General features: G+C 50.5%; 14 protein-coding genes. 3 read left to right on the forward strand and 11 right to left on the reverse strand.

What is annotated here, in order from left to right; translation table 11 throughout:
• The first annotated feature begins 68 nt into the window (after positions 1–68).
• Positions 69–584, forward strand: coding sequence for a hypothetical protein (locus HMPREF9412_RS29625; RefSeq protein ID WP_139084127.1), 516 nt, complete (start codon positions 69–71; stop codon positions 582–584).
• Complete coding sequence (locus HMPREF9412_RS29630; protein ID WP_083830019.1) at positions 577–1,485, forward strand: ABC transporter substrate-binding protein; 909 nt, start codon at positions 577–579, stop codon at positions 1,483–1,485. The genes HMPREF9412_RS29625 and HMPREF9412_RS29630 overlap by 8 nt, the downstream gene beginning before the upstream one ends.
• 30 nt (positions 1,486–1,515) lie before the next feature.
• Here the strand turns inward: HMPREF9412_RS29630 and HMPREF9412_RS29635 are convergent, their stop codons facing one another.
• The 11 genes from HMPREF9412_RS29635 to HMPREF9412_RS29685 all read right to left on the reverse strand — a co-directional run bounded on the left by HMPREF9412_RS29635 (position 1,516) and on the right by HMPREF9412_RS29685 (position 11,582).
• Positions 1,516–1,986, reverse strand: a complete 471-nt coding sequence (locus tag HMPREF9412_RS29635) for a hypothetical protein (RefSeq protein ID WP_009595586.1) — start codon at positions 1,984–1,986, stop codon at positions 1,516–1,518.
• 14 nt (positions 1,987–2,000) lie between these two features.
• The gene (locus HMPREF9412_RS29640) at positions 2,001–2,540 is read right to left on the reverse strand and encodes a thioredoxin fold domain-containing protein (protein WP_009595608.1); all 540 of its coding nucleotides are present in this window, start codon (positions 2,538–2,540) and stop codon (positions 2,001–2,003) included.
• An 11-nt stretch (positions 2,541–2,551) separates the two neighbouring features.
• Positions 2,552–3,079 carry a MauE/DoxX family redox-associated membrane protein gene (locus tag HMPREF9412_RS29645; protein ID WP_009595568.1) on the reverse strand — a complete coding sequence of 176 codons (528 nt, stop codon included), beginning with the start codon at positions 3,077–3,079 and terminating at the stop codon, positions 2,552–2,554.
• 27 nt (positions 3,080–3,106) lie between these two features.
• The gene (locus HMPREF9412_RS29650) at positions 3,107–3,739 is read right to left on the reverse strand and encodes a hypothetical protein (protein ID WP_254664137.1); all 633 of its coding nucleotides are present in this window, start codon (positions 3,737–3,739) and stop codon (positions 3,107–3,109) included.
• A 216-nt stretch (positions 3,740–3,955) separates the two neighbouring features.
• Positions 3,956–5,407, reverse strand: coding sequence for a carbon starvation CstA family protein (locus HMPREF9412_RS29655; RefSeq protein ID WP_009595594.1), 1,452 nt, complete (start codon positions 5,405–5,407; stop codon positions 3,956–3,958).
• Positions 5,408–5,591: 184 nt separating this feature from the next.
• Positions 5,592–6,329 carry a LytR/AlgR family response regulator transcription factor gene (locus HMPREF9412_RS29660; protein ID WP_009595583.1) on the reverse strand — a complete coding sequence of 246 codons (738 nt, stop codon included), beginning with the start codon at positions 6,327–6,329 and terminating at the stop codon, positions 5,592–5,594.
• A gap of 33 nt (positions 6,330–6,362) precedes the next feature.
• Positions 6,363–8,102 carry a sensor histidine kinase gene (locus tag HMPREF9412_RS29665; RefSeq protein WP_009595601.1) on the reverse strand — a complete coding sequence of 580 codons (1,740 nt, stop codon included), beginning with the start codon at positions 8,100–8,102 and terminating at the stop codon, positions 6,363–6,365.
• A gap of 199 nt (positions 8,103–8,301) precedes the next feature.
• Entirely contained in the window at positions 8,302–8,895 is a 594-nt protein-coding gene (locus HMPREF9412_RS29670; RefSeq protein ID WP_009595574.1) for a GNAT family N-acetyltransferase, read from the reverse strand.
• 15 nt (positions 8,896–8,910) lie between these two features.
• The gene (locus tag HMPREF9412_RS29675; RefSeq protein WP_254664135.1) at positions 8,911–9,522 is read right to left on the reverse strand and encodes a DUF6320 domain-containing protein; all 612 of its coding nucleotides are present in this window, start codon (positions 9,520–9,522) and stop codon (positions 8,911–8,913) included.
• Positions 9,523–9,587: 65 nt separating this feature from the next.
• The gene (locus HMPREF9412_RS29680) at positions 9,588–10,859 is read right to left on the reverse strand and encodes an alcohol acetyltransferase (protein ID WP_009595565.1); all 1,272 of its coding nucleotides are present in this window, start codon (positions 10,857–10,859) and stop codon (positions 9,588–9,590) included.
• Positions 10,860–10,937: 78 nt separating this feature from the next.
• Positions 10,938–11,582 (reverse strand): YkoP family protein, encoded by a 645-nt coding sequence (locus HMPREF9412_RS29685; protein WP_009595582.1) that lies wholly within the window; start codon positions 11,580–11,582, stop codon positions 10,938–10,940.
• A 349-nt stretch (positions 11,583–11,931) separates the two neighbouring features.
• Here HMPREF9412_RS29685 and HMPREF9412_RS29690 point away from each other — a divergent pair, with 349 nt between their 5' ends.
• Complete coding sequence (locus tag HMPREF9412_RS29690) at positions 11,932–14,328, forward strand: Ig-like domain-containing protein (RefSeq protein ID WP_009595564.1); 2,397 nt, start codon at positions 11,932–11,934, stop codon at positions 14,326–14,328.
• Positions 14,329–14,458 lie beyond the last annotated feature (130 nt).

Below are 14,458 nucleotides of genomic sequence, written 5' to 3' on the forward strand. Positions count from 1 at the left end.
GTTATGATGTTCTTATCGAGAATGATTATCATTATCGAATAATTGAATACCATTGTGGAGGAGAAATCATGAAACCTGCAAAAAAATTACCCGTAACCATCAGCATCCTAACGTTGATGAGCCTCACGCTGATGGCTTGCAATGGAACCGGTGCTACCGATTCCGTAACGCAGCAAACGGCTGCCACGGCCACTCAACCTTCCACCGGCTCTAACGAATCACCTCCATCCGATGCAGGCTCGGAAGCTGCCAAACGTTCCTATACGGATTATAAAGGGCACACAGTTGAGATACCCGCATCGCCGAATCGCATCATATTTTCCGGGGAAACCTTCAGTGATTTGCTGGCATTGGACGTTAAAGCTGTCGGTACCGATATGAACCGGATGAAAGGGTCGGTCTTCGAAGATCAAATACAACATGTCGAAGATATTGGTTTTCCTACCAGCTTGGAGAAGGTGCTCGCCCTCAATCCTGATCTGATTATAGTGGCGAATCCGGACGAAACGGCTTACGAACAGCTGTCCAAGATTGCACCAACGCTTATGTTTGACACCTTTGCTGTGGGATACACGGATGAGTAATACTTCAGTCGCCGTTACCGCCAGATCACGGGGATGTCGCCAAAGCAATACGCCCGACCACATGGACGTCAGCAAGCGCGTAAAAGACTGGACCGGACATGAAGTCGATATCCCCTTGGTACCCCGACGGATTCTGTATTACGGCGAGACTTTCGGCGATCTGCTTGCGATCGGGATGCAGCCGATGGGCAAACACACCTTTAAAGCCCATAACCCAAAGTCCGATAGGCAGTATGTTTTTGAAATCAGCCATCAGAAGAATTCCATTAAAACCTTGGAATGGAAACCGGATTTGATTATATTGGCGCATGCCGATGAAAAAGAGTATCGGTGGTTTTCAAGAATCGCGCCTACCGTCACATTCAATTCATTCGCTCCTCTCGCCCACCGCTTGCACACGCTTGGCGATTGGCTTGGAAGGACCTGCGAGGCAGAGCAATGGTTGGCATGGTACCGGGCCAAGTCGGAAGAGATGTGGAGGGAACTTCAGCGAGCGATTAAGCCTGGCGAAACGGCAACCGTCCTCGTTTTTGACCATGGGTCCCGTCTCTTCGTTATGGGAATGTCCGGCTTATCGACGGGGCTGTACCACACCCATGGTTTTCAGCCGACGGAACCTGTCCGTACGGTTTTGAGCGACGGGATGGGTTATAAGGAAATATCGGCTGAGGATCTGCCCGCATATGCCGGCGATCGTATCTTTATGCTTCTTCCCGGCAACCCCATATCCAAGCAAGCAGCGGAAAACTTGATGGAATCCTCGATTTGGCACAACCTGCCAGCTGTCCAAAACGGCCTTGTTCATATGCTGGAAGCCGATTGTTGGAATTACGGGGATGCACATACGCTGGTAAAGCTGCTGAATCTGCTGCCTGAACTATTGTCCCCACCCATTTCATAACAATTATTCTATGCATGCCTCATTCTTCGATCAATACATTTCCGTTGATCGGCATGCACAGATTACATACCGCCCATAGACTCTGGCCCCCTGGTAACACCAGTCCCGTCCGACATAAGGATGTACGTATTGCGAGATGCAATCCTGACACTTGGCCCGATGTCCCACCGGATCGCTTGTATACCACCACCCGGAAGGATACGGACATAAGCCCTTGCAATCATTGATTACCGTCTTGGGTGTACAAATGATATAATCGGACGGGCAGGAGGCATCTGCGCCGCAGCCCATGCAATATTGTCCGTGCGGAGGTCTGCAGGGCCCCGCGGCAAACGCGTGTTTGAGGATATCGTCATCGTTGGGACGGACCAACACTTTGGCGAGCGCCTCGGCCGTTCTTTGCGCGAATTTATTCAGGAGCGTCTTACGGTTCATTTTCCGGGTAACCCGGCTGATCAGCACCTGCGTCTCTTCGTCCTTGCTTTCCGGCTTCCTCCACATGCTCTCACCTCTTCTTAGGAAACTCTTGATGCTTTCGCATACGCTTCAAGCTGCTCCCGGCTGTTGACCAGACCCTTATGCCTAATGATGCCGTTTGCATCCACCGCGTAGGCGTAAGGCGTGACCTGTACATCCAAGTGATTTGCGAACTCCGAGCTTACGATTAGCACCTCATCATCATATGCTATTTTGCGGACATAATCCGAAGCCAAATCCGCGGACGAAAATAACAGCAGGAGCGGTTTCACGTTATTCATCATGGCGATCCGCTGAAAATCCGGCAGGATCTCGGCGCATTCCTTGCACGTCGGGGATCCGAACAGCATGAGGGATGGCGTGCCAATCAGCTCGTTGGTGGACCACGCCGCTCCTTGCAAGGTTGTCGTTGTGGCTCCAGGCATTTTGCTGCCGACCGGGATACCGGACTGATTCACTCCTCTTGCGGTACCCATCACCATGATTCCGAGCTGCCGGAACAGGACCAAGTTCAGAATCACCAAAGGCACGACCAAAATCCACAGTATGGCATATGAGATCCAGAAGAACGTGTTCATCGCGGCCTCCCCTACCTTCTTTTTATCTTTGAAATATGCGGTGCGGCAATTTCACGGTATATTCGGATCGCGTGTAAGGCATCCGGAACCCCTACAACAACAAACAGCGCAAGCAGTAATATCATGCCTTCCATAAGAAGACCCGTTACTGTGAACGACTGATGAAACGCAAGCCTTGCGGTATAGCTGCAAACCAATCCCGCGAAGCCCATCGCCAGATTAAACCCTATCAACGGCAGCCCCAGCCTGGAGCTGATCTGAGGCCCGAAGCAGCCGCAGTCCACCTTTCCTTTTTTACGAATAAAATAAGCCACGCCCAGTCCTTGAATGAAATAGAGCAAGGAAATGCCTAGGAAGCTGATCAACGACGGAAAGCTGTATACCAAGGTCACCGTCAAAATTTGCAGAAGAATGAGCAGCAAATGCAGCCGGGCGCCCCCGGGAAATGGATCCGGATCACCGAAGGAACGGGCCCAGACATAACTTGCCACCGACAATAGCATGGGAAGCGTATCGGATATCGCGAGAACATCGTACATGGACCTGTATGCTCCTTTTTGGCTTCATCAGATGATGATGCAGATGATGGCTCCCATGATCAGCAGCATGGAAACCGCCAGCCGCACCGCGGTCAGCAGCGTGAAGCTGTATACTCTTCTTTTAAGCATGCGGTAGACGATGGACCGGATCAGCGGAAGGCTGAACACGGTGCCTCGAACCATTCCAAACGTCGCACCTGCCAGCAGGCTCAACCACCAGGGAGCCGCAAACAAGGAAACCACGATGTAGGCATGAAAGAGGACGCCCACTTGCAGCGTGATGAAACCCAAGCCCAGAATCAGGCCCCATAACGCCGCGGATCGATACCCTGCAGCCTTGATCCATTCCGAGGGAACGATGAAATTGCCGGAGGGCAGGATCCCCGTTTTTTGAATCAACTCCAAGACCAGAAACACGACCAACAGCACAACGATGACGTAGTTTTGATATAAGCCCGCGGGGGTTAATTTCAGCACATAATTGATGCCCCCGACCGCAAGCCCCGTTACGGTACCGCCAAGGGTACAGGTCACGATATAGACCAAAGCATATTTGAATTTACTGACCTTCGTGCTGTCCAGGCTGCCTAGCACGTTCAGTCCGCAGGTGGTATCCACGCTGGCCACTGCGGCACCGACCGCAAACATAAAGAGCAGCATCGTCAACAAGCCATGCCACCTCCCCACACTCCCGTTAAATGAATCATTAACACTTCATCTTATGAACGACAGCCTGTCGATTATTTGCACGAATCTCCGACGGCTTGGGCATGTTTGCCCGTGGCTATCTTATCCAGAAAAAAAGAAACCGTCCATGGATGATCTCCATGGACGGCTGAATCCCTGCGTGCCTTTTTGAACGTTTTCCCGTATGGATCACGCAACCTTATGATACTCCGATACGTCAACCTCCAACGGCATTTCGGCTGCGCGTGCTTTTTGCGCCGCTTTAAAAAATACAATGACCAATACGGCGCTGATAACGGCACCCAGGATATACGAGACATTCATGGACTGCCTGAACCCGATCTCGGCGTTTAGAATGTACGCCGTTGTAGTGTAAAGCATGAACGCACCGGGGATCAGAGCAACCCAGTAATTTTTACGGGCGATAAACAGATACATTGCACTTACAAACAAAGCAATGACGGCAGTGGCTTGATTCGCCCAAGAAAAATATCTCCAAAGGATATTAAAGTCAATTTGCGTCAAAGCAATCGAAATTAAAAATAAAGGAACTGCAATGATGAGGCGCCGTTTCATGCTAAATTGGGGTAGCTTGATATAATCGGCAATAATCATCCGTGCACTTCGGAATGCCGTATCTCCCGAGGTAATCGGCAGCACGATAACTCCTAAAACAGCCAGCGTGCCCACAACGGCGCCTAACGTCACCTTAGCGACCTCGCTTACTACAAGACCCGTTCCGCCAGTAGCAAGAAGCTCGTTCAAACCATTGGAGCCCTGGAACAAACTCATGGCCGCTGCGGCCCATACCATGGCGATAATTCCCTCAGCAATCATCATTCCATAGAAGATTTTCCGTCCCTGCTTCTCGGTCTGCGTCGTACGGGAAATAATCGGTGTCTGGGTTGCATGGAATCCGGACAAGGCACCACAAGTAATCGTCAGAAACAGCAGCGGGAAGATTGGCATTTGGTCCGGATGGAGGTTCGCTAAGGTTAATTCCGGTATCGGTACCTGCTGAATGATTAACATCCCGCCGACACCAAGAGATGCTATGAGTAACAGGGCTCCGAATATCGGGTAAAAGCGGCCGATGATTTTATCAATCGGAAGCAGCGTAGCCAGAATGTAGTAGGCGAAAATGACCAAGGTGATCATTACCAAGCTGACTTTTCCGTTCATTAGATTGTGGAGCAAGCTGGCTGGTGAGGTAACAAAGACCGTGCCCACCAAAATCAGCAGCAGTATCGCGAAAGCGTTTACAACGTGCTTCATCACTTTTCCCAGAAACTTGCCCGCAAGCTCTGGCAGATGGGCGCCGCGGTTGCGAATCGAGATCATTCCGGTTAAATAATCATGCACCGCACCGGCAAAAATACACCCCAGCACGATCCAAATAAAAGCAACCGGACCGTAGAGCGCTCCCATTATAGGACCAAAGATGGGCCCTACTCCAGCTATATTGAGGAGCTGAATAAGCGAGTTTTTGTTCGAGCTCATGGGAAGGTAATCGACGCCATCCTGATTGACATAAGCGGGAGTGGCCCGTTCTTCTTTAACTCCGAACATTTTTTCGATGTATTTTCCATAGGTGAAATATCCAACTACCAGCATAATGATCGATATGATGAAGGTGTACATGCCTTCGCCCCCTTAACTGAAATCGCTTACATTCATTATAGTAAATGATGCAGGCCCCTGGGGGTTTTTGAGCTGACACGTCGATTTGGCGCATTAAGATGTTAAAAAATAAGGTTATTCTGTATGCCGCGTGCCACTCATCTTGCCATAATCGGGAAAAAACATCCTCATGACTTGTCCCGAACTATAGCTCCAGAGCTTCTCGAAATGCCTTTGCATAATTTCGGCTTACGGCGAGTTTGTCGCTGCATCCCTTCAATTCAAGCTGAAATGCGCCATTAAACCATGGAACCAGGCTTTTGACGTAATCAAGGTGCACGACATAGCTTTTATGAATTCGAAAGAACGGATACTGCCGAAGCTTTGCCTCCAGCTCCTTCAGTGGAGTCTTTACATGGTATTCCTTATTGGCCGTGACAATCTTGGAGTATGCATCCTCGCGCGAAATATAGATAATATCATCGGGGGCGATGAATGCAATTTCCCCATCCGCTTCCAGCGAGAGCTTTCCGCAAGATTTGGCCGGAACCGGCAATGCAATTTCATCCTTCCGTAATGACTGCTCAAGACGCCTCACCGTCTCCGCCAGTCGTTCTTCGTCTATGGGCTTTAACAAGTAGTCCAGTGCTTCAAACCGGAAAGCCTCTACTCCGAATTGAGGGTATGCCGTAGCAAACACGATTTTCGGAGGGAGCTTTAACCCGATTAATGCGCTCGCAGCTTCAAGGCCGTTCATCAAGGGCATTTCGACATCAAGAAAAACGGCTTCCGGTTTCAACTGTAAGGTTTTTAACACCGCCTGTTCACCCGAGTCCGCTTCGCCAACGATCTCTAATGCAGGATGCTGCTTTAACAAATATTTAAGCTCCTCGCGGCTGTATCGTTCATCGTCTACGATGAGTGTTCGAATTCGTTCGCTCATGGTTTGAAAATCCCTGCCTTCATGAATGGAGTATTACCTTTTTACAGCAGCTGGAATCTGAAATTTGATTTCGGTTCCTTCCGCTTGATTACTATTGATGTTTAATGATGCTTCCTGTCCATACATCAAGGTTAATCTTCTGTTCACATTATACACGGCCATTCCAGTGCCCGAAGACGAATCGAGCATTTGACGGCCCAAGTGCCGAAGCCGTTCTGGAGTTATGCCCTCGCCGTTATCTCGGATGGTCACGGACACCCCCCAGTCAGGATGACCCTGTACGAGGATATGAATGACGCAATTGTCCGTTTTGTTCCTGAAACCGTGTCGTATGCTGTTCTCCACTAACGGCTGTAAGGTCAGCGGCGGCACTAGCGCTTTCAGCGCAGGTTCCTCTACCTCATATCGAATGTGCAGTTTATCCTCGAATCGGGTTTGTTCAATGCTCATATAAGAGCGTATATGTTGAAGCTCATCCTGAAGCGTTGACTTCTCGGCTGTAGCCGCCGACAAATTCTGCCGAATATAATCCGAGAGACTTCGCAACAGATTTCTTGCCTTCACCGCATCAATCCGTGTCAAGGATAGGATGGTGTTTAATGCATTAAACAAAAAATGCGGGTGAATTTGAGCTTGAAGCGTTTTGATTTCTGCTTCCTTGGCAAGCTCCTTGGTTTCCGCCAACTGGGCCGCCTCCAGCTGGTAGCTTAACAACATCGTTAGACCTGACATCAGCTCTGTTGTCACGTGGGTAATATCTCTCGAATTCTTAAAATAAAATTTAAGGGTCCCTACAGTCTGCCCCCCTTGTTTCAAAGGTCCGATGACGGCCGCTCCCAGCGGACAATCCGGCTCCTGGCACTGAATGCGCTTCCGATCCACGATCAATTGCTCCCCTTGTTCAATTACCCGTCGCGTCACTTCGGTTTGAAGCGGACGGCCTGGCGCATGATGATCATCCCCCGTTCCGACATGGGCCAGAATCATTCGATCATTCGTAATGGCAACCGCCGTGGCATTGACTTCCTCGAATAATATTCGGCACACCCCTTCAGCAGATTTCGCATTCATACCCTGGCGCATGTATCCAATGGTCCTGCGAGCTATACGAAGAGAAGCTTGGGCCTGTTGGGCCGCTGCCTTCTCCTCTTCGTTTAATACGGATCGGATGATGAGCAGAAACAATGCACAACCGATCCCATTGGCCACAATCATCGGAACTCCAATATATCCGACCAAAGATATTGCCTGTTCGAATGGTCTGGACAAGAGCAGTATGATCAGCATTTGAAGAGTTTCAGCCAATGCGCCCATGATCAGCGCAGCGGAAAAGCGAACGCGCTCATTTTTTCTATGAAACAAGCTGGCCAGAAGGCCTGCTAATATGGTTGCGAGCCCACACGCCAAACTCGTAAATCCCCCTAACGTAAAACGGTGGAGCCCTGCGATCAATCCCGCACCCAATCCGATCCTGTAGCCTCCGAACAGCCCCGCCATGACGACGCCGACAACCCTTGAGTTCGCAATCGCTTCGTCTGCGGAAACCTGCACCATCCATTTATCGACTTCCAGGGAGTCGGTGCTGACCGTAATTCCGGTGTATGTCCCGATAATACCCAAAACCCCAAAAACTAGCATGGCTTGCATCTGCTGCACAGGTGACAGCTTGTCCTGGCTTATCATCGTCCGGAAGAACCTTAGCCGGGTTACGATAAATGCAATCGTCACAATAATTCCGATCCGCTCGGTCATCGTAATAAGCAGTTCAAACACGGCATCACCCCGTAATCCATCATTAGTTAAGTACTCATCTCGCTTCTAGCATTAAACCTGGCGATCCATATTAAAGTATCATGTCTAAAGCCCAAAAAACAAGAAACCTTCGACTGCAATTCCATTTGCAATCGAAGGCTATTCCCATAAGACGCTCATTTAGCTTGAGGATGGTGCTCCATCTACATGTAACTTGAAACTAAACAGGCTTTCTCCACTCCATATAAATCCGGTCATTGAAGCCTTTCTCATCCGAGTCATTCTCGGATATACGCTTAAACTCCCGAAATCCTAATTTTTGATATAATCGAAGCGCGGTTTGGTTGCTGTCCGTCACTTCTAGTACGTAACGCCTGTATGGCAGCTCCGTCATGACGTGTTTCATCAAAGCGGTTGAAACGCCTTTGCCGCGTGCTTTTTCGGTTGTGGCCACGCATTCGATATATCCGGTCTCGTCATCATAGGGCAATGCCGGGTTGAATTCGTTCTTCATGACGTTATATGCAAGCTCTCCCGTCTTGTCTCCAAAAGCATCCTGAAGCGGGGCTAACGCGACCGGCATGGCCCGCTGCCCATTATGGGAACAAGCCAAGATTCCGATTATGATTCCCTGAACCTCCGCCACATAAAATACCTCCGGGCTGAACAGCGTCCGGAAGGCGTTCTCCAGCATGTTCCGGTCTCGGGTGAAATAAGACAACTCCTTATAATACCCGTTAACAAACACCTCGGACACTTCGCCGCGAACATCGCGTTCGTAATCGGCCATGCTTCGAACCGTGATCGAACACATCGTGATTACCTCCTGTCAAAAATGTAGTCTGCGCTTCATTTCCTTGCGGAATCCCTTGTCTGCAATCAGGCACATCCCGCCGAATGTCAGCAAGGCGTACACCGCCGCAGCTACGGCTGTCCATAGTACGTGCGACATGCCAACGGCATACAGCAATAAGGGAACGATACCAAGAAGGATCAGTGTTAATAAGTAACCTGCGAACTCCCGCCAACCCATTTTTCGCGAACAGCATATGACGGTAATGAGCAATGTTGCCGCCATCATCAGGAACGGAATGACATAACCGGTCGACCAGTAAGACGTCCCCGACGCCAAGTTGATCCACAGCAGCATACCGGACAGCCCAAGCAGCTGAACGATAATTTTGCCGCCGAGATGCGACCCGGACATCAGGGTGTGCCTGATGGACAACCACACATACAGCACGCAGGGCATGAGGGTTAAACTCCACCATACCTCGCGATTCCCAAGCAGGTTAATCAGGACGGATATCCCCATGACGGATACGGCAAGAAAGGTAAGCCACTTGGATACAAGACTGCTGCTCGCATGCTGCTCCTCGGCAGCCTCGTAGACGGGATACCATGAATTACTTACGAGGTGCTTATCATCTTTACCTTGCACACTCCTTCGGCATAAGGGACACGCTTGATGCGCCGGATCTACGGATACGCCACAGCTTTCGCATCTCATGCGCCCATCCCCCAATCATTGCTGACAATCGTAATGTCCAATTCGCTCAGGCTGGCAAGCTGGCGAAAAAAGCGCATGATCACATCGCTTTCGACGATATTTCGGGCAAACGTGATGGTGAGCTGATCGTTGATCGAGCTGACGGCACAGTTCATGGGACTTTTGGCTGTGGGATACATCGTGGTTTCCATCGCCTCGATATGGGATGCCATGCTCGCTGGAATGTCGACCCGGCCTAGGTTGGTAAGCGTAAGCGTTTTGGCTTCTTCCCCGAAATGGTCGAAGCCGTAACGGATTGCCAGATCCTTTAATTTTAGCGGCGTGAAGCGGGAAAACAGGTTTTTTTCGTACTTCATGCTGCCGGCCATCGCTTGGCTTAAATAAGACTTGGTCGTTTTCTCTTTCATCTGTGCATGAACGATTTCGAGCACCTGCTCGAATGTCATGCCTTCCTTTAGTTGCACGCCAATGTTGATGACCGCAAAAAAGTTGCGGAGGCTGCTGGAAGGAAAGATTTTTCGCAGGTTCACCGGCATGCTGATCACGATCGGCCGGTTATCGTTATTGAAAGGCAGTGTGGTATCGTAAACCGCCATAATCAAAATTGCCGTCAGGTAAGCGGTAAGGGTTACTCCCTTCTGCTTGGCTGCCGCATTCAGCCGCGATGCGTGAACCATCCCGTGTATGACGTTGTGTCCATAAGGCGAGAAACGGGTGCCCGGAATCTGAAGTGCATCCGGCATCCTGGCATCGGGTGTGGCCGAAATATAATGCGCTTGAAAGCTATCTTGAGCTTCAGCATAACGGGCAAATGAAGCGGGCGGCAGAATCAGGCCTTCCTTGTCCTCCACGTCCTCGCCGAGCAGAGTTAAATACTGGAATGCCAAGGTTTTGAGGAACTCCAATGCCCCTCCCCCGTCCGTTAAAGCATGAAAAATCTCCACGCTGATCTTGCTGCCGTAATACAGAACCCTCACCAAGCTTCCGTTCTCATGCGAAAGAGTGACGGGGGCGCAGGGATAGGCGGATTCCGGCTCCACCATCAAGCGTGTCTCCTTCTCCCGCAGAAATTTCCAGAACAGTCCATTTCTTAGCTCGACATTCAATAGAGGGAATCTCTTAATTACACTATCGAGCGCCTCTTGCAAAACCGTTGGTTTCACCCGGCTTGTCAGCATAATCGACAGCCGGTAGGTAGATGAATTCTCCCTCCCCGCAACCGCGGGGAACAGCTTTCCCGCGTGGTCAAGTTTATACCATTCTTCCATGTACGTTCTCCCCGTTTCTTCATGTTCTCCCGTTTAAACAGCATACCGGTCTACTATATGGATACATCGCCCTTATACTCAACCTTCGACCGCAGCCGATACCAAGACCGCGTTCCCCTCTTCATGTGGCTGTCTCCGATCTCCCATCGAAAATCGCTTCCTTAAAGAGGATCGGGTATGAATCAACTTCATCGGTACGAGCAATTCGGTTCTTCGATCGATGCGGCTCTTACCCTCCGGGTGCATCACGGACAACAGCATGCGCAGATAGGAAGTGGTCAGCTTCTGGAACAGATCCGGTTTCATTGCTTGATGCTCAAAACCAAGCCCATGCGTTAATCCCCGGTGAAGCAGCGTAATCCCGACCAATGCGTTAACCTCGCTGAACTCGGACTGGCTTTCATAAGCCCGGCTAATCTGCTGCATGGATTTTCTTCCAAGCCTCGCAATCTTCAGGGCCGCGCGGTCCGGCCCTTCTGCTCGAATGAGCTTCAGAATCGTCTCATTATCCAAATGAAGCTCGCCTACCAGATCCCCATCCTGAATGACCGTGGAATCCTCGCAGACGATGCGCTCCCCTCGATGCTTCTTGATCATGACCGTGCATATGCCAAAGCGCGAGATATGCGAGCTGCGGAATCTGGAAATAAAGCTGAAGAAACGTTCCCATATCATCCATGTGCTTTGCATGAAGGTTTTAAGTGATTTTTGCAGCAGATCCAACACCCCATTTTTTGATGAATATTACGTTCAATCATTAGTCAGGAAAAAATCGTTACTCACATCTTAATGGAGATCTGCGCAGGTTCACACCGCCTAAGGTATAGAGTTTTACTCGGTCTCAGGGCGGAGGCCCGTTTAAAACTGCTCGTGTCGATTGAATGAACACTCATTCGAACACAACAAAAATAACCTGACACATGCCAGGATCGGTTCTAATCGATTATTTTCGTAATATTAAAAAAGTAAGCGCTTTAATTTTGTAAAACATAGTATTTTTAGGCTCTTCAGATCATGATGGCTGCCGTTGAGTCCATTTGGTTTACATCAAACTGACAAGGATGTGACTAAGATGATGCTTTCACATTTACGAAGGTGCGGGCTTTTGTTTCTGGCGGCCGTTCTGTTTACTACACTCTGTGTTCCATTACCGCAGGCTAAAGCGGCAGCGTTCATTACGATTGACTCCCATCAGGACGGGCAAGCACTGCAGCCGGGAGTAACGGAGTTATTCGGAACCTATTCCAGGGTGTATGAGCTTCAACTCATCGTGAACGGCGAGTTCGTAACGGATGTTCAGATGGAGGATCCAAACGGCGATGACAGCGGAAACTGGTCCTATAAACTCGACACAAGCCGACTTGACGGCCCCGTCGAAATGGTCCTGAAAGGCAATGACGCGATAACGCGTTATGGCATCTGGTCTCCTTGGATTCACTTGATCACCGATAATCCTGCAGCTCATACACCGGAAGTGGAGATTACTAGCCCTGCCGAGTCTACGCTGCAGCGCAACAAAATGAAAATCAACGTATCCGCAGAAGGCAAAAATCCGATTGCGCTGGTTGAGCTCCGCATCGACGGCGGCGACTGGCTGCAGATTCCCCCTGCCAAGAACGGATATTCATATACATTGGATTTACGTCAATTCCCTCGCCAAGTTCACAGTCTCGAGGCAAGGGCAACCGATACACGCGGCAATACAGGTTATAGTCTAACGGTCTATGCAAGAACCGGGGGACAGACGTCGGCTCAGCAAGATCAGGATTTCGTAACGGTTACGAATACCGTTTATATGGCGGATGATCATATCAACCCACCTCTCGCTAATGGAATGGATGATGTTTACAATCCCTCGGCGACGAATCCTGAGACGGTGACCAGCAGCACTTATGGCCTGGAACCACTGCCGGATCAGGATCGTGCGATCTGGATCTGGGAAAATGCCTCCTATCCCCTGGTCCTGAATCCGAATTCCCGAGCCGTCCTCTCTTCCATGGCGAAGGATGTTACGACTTTCCATCAACGTCCCATCACGACGCTCTATTTGGCTGTGGGGCAATATAACGGAGCAAAAATGCTGGAGGATTACCGAAGCGAAGTCCAACAGTTCGTCGAGTGGGCTCACGCCGAGGGTTTTTATGTTCAAGCCTTAATCGCCGGGGGCACCGTCCCGCCTTACTTCGGAGCCTACAGCCGATATCAAACTCACGCCGTGCGGGAGTTTGAGCAAATCCTGAATTACAACCTGGCTTCCGGCGAATCCGCTCGCTTCGACGGCGTGAACGTGGATACCGAGCCGTATATCCTGCCGGACTTCAAAACCGCAAAGCCATCCGTCCAGATTCAGTATCTGGATATGCTGCAGCTGCTCATGGAACGCAAACAAGCATCGGGACTCACCTTGTCGGTTGGCGCAGCGATCCCGAGATGGTATGACACTTCGGCCGATGCGAGCAATATCCCGTGGAACGGGCAAACCAAATGGCTGTCTGAACACATTCAGGATACCGCCGATTACATCTCGATCATGAATTACCGCGATCAGGCGGATGGCAGTGCAGGCATTATCGCGCAAGCGCTGAATGAGCTGACCTACGCCAATCTGATCGGCAAGCCGAAGTCGGTTGTGATCGGTGTCGAGACAAAGGACATCGCGGATGGCGGGGACCCCGAAACCATCAGCTTCCATGAAGAAGGACGAATTTATATGGAGTCGGAGTTAAACAAGGTGTACGACGCTGTTCAGCATGACCCGGCGTTTGGAGGCATTGCCCTCCACCACTACTCCTCGATCTTGGATTTTCCAAGCGAATGGGGACCCGGCGGCTATGCCTGGCAGCCTCCTGCCGACCATGAACCGCCAAGCGCGGTCAGCGGAGCGGCAGCTATCGCATTTGATTATCAACGGATCAATGTAACCTACGAAATGGCAATGGATAACAGTGCCGTAAATGCATACCGGATCTATCGTGGGACCGAAGCCGGGTTTGAGATCGGACCCGCTACTTACGCCGGAACCTCGAAAGGACTTTCTTATAAAGATACAGGGCTGCTGCCGGACACCACCTATTATTACAAAATCACTGCGGTCGATATCAGCGGCAATGAAGGAGCTCCCAGTTTGGCTGCATCCGCAACGACGATGCCGTCTGCGATGAAACCGATGGTGATCGACCAGATGAACATCACTTACACCGCCGGCATCGCCAAAGTCACTTTTAAGATGGTCGATATGGAGACAAGAATGCCTGTTGCGGCCAAGATCAGCGGACGATTCACCCATATGGCAGGCAAATACGTTACGGCCGCAACGAGTGCGGAAGGCATATTCCAATCGCAGTCCGAGCTTGTCTCCGTATCCCGCGGCGAGATCGGCTTCCAGCCGAGGCGAATCATGGCGGACTCCTACTACTGGGCAAGTGCCTATGACCAACTCCCGTATCCAACGGTGATATGGGAGCCGTGAAACGCAGTTTGTATTTCATGGCGGATTAAAATCCCATTTTCAGAATAGAAGATGCGCCCTGGCTTAGGCCGGGGCGCATTGCTGTTCCACTGTCTGCATCAAAAAATGACCGTTCTCCCTCAGATATTGC

Source organism: Paenibacillus sp. HGF5 (assembly GCF_000204455.1).
Classification (GTDB): Bacteria; Bacillota; Bacilli; order Paenibacillales; family Paenibacillaceae; genus Paenibacillus_AQ; species Paenibacillus_AQ lautus_A.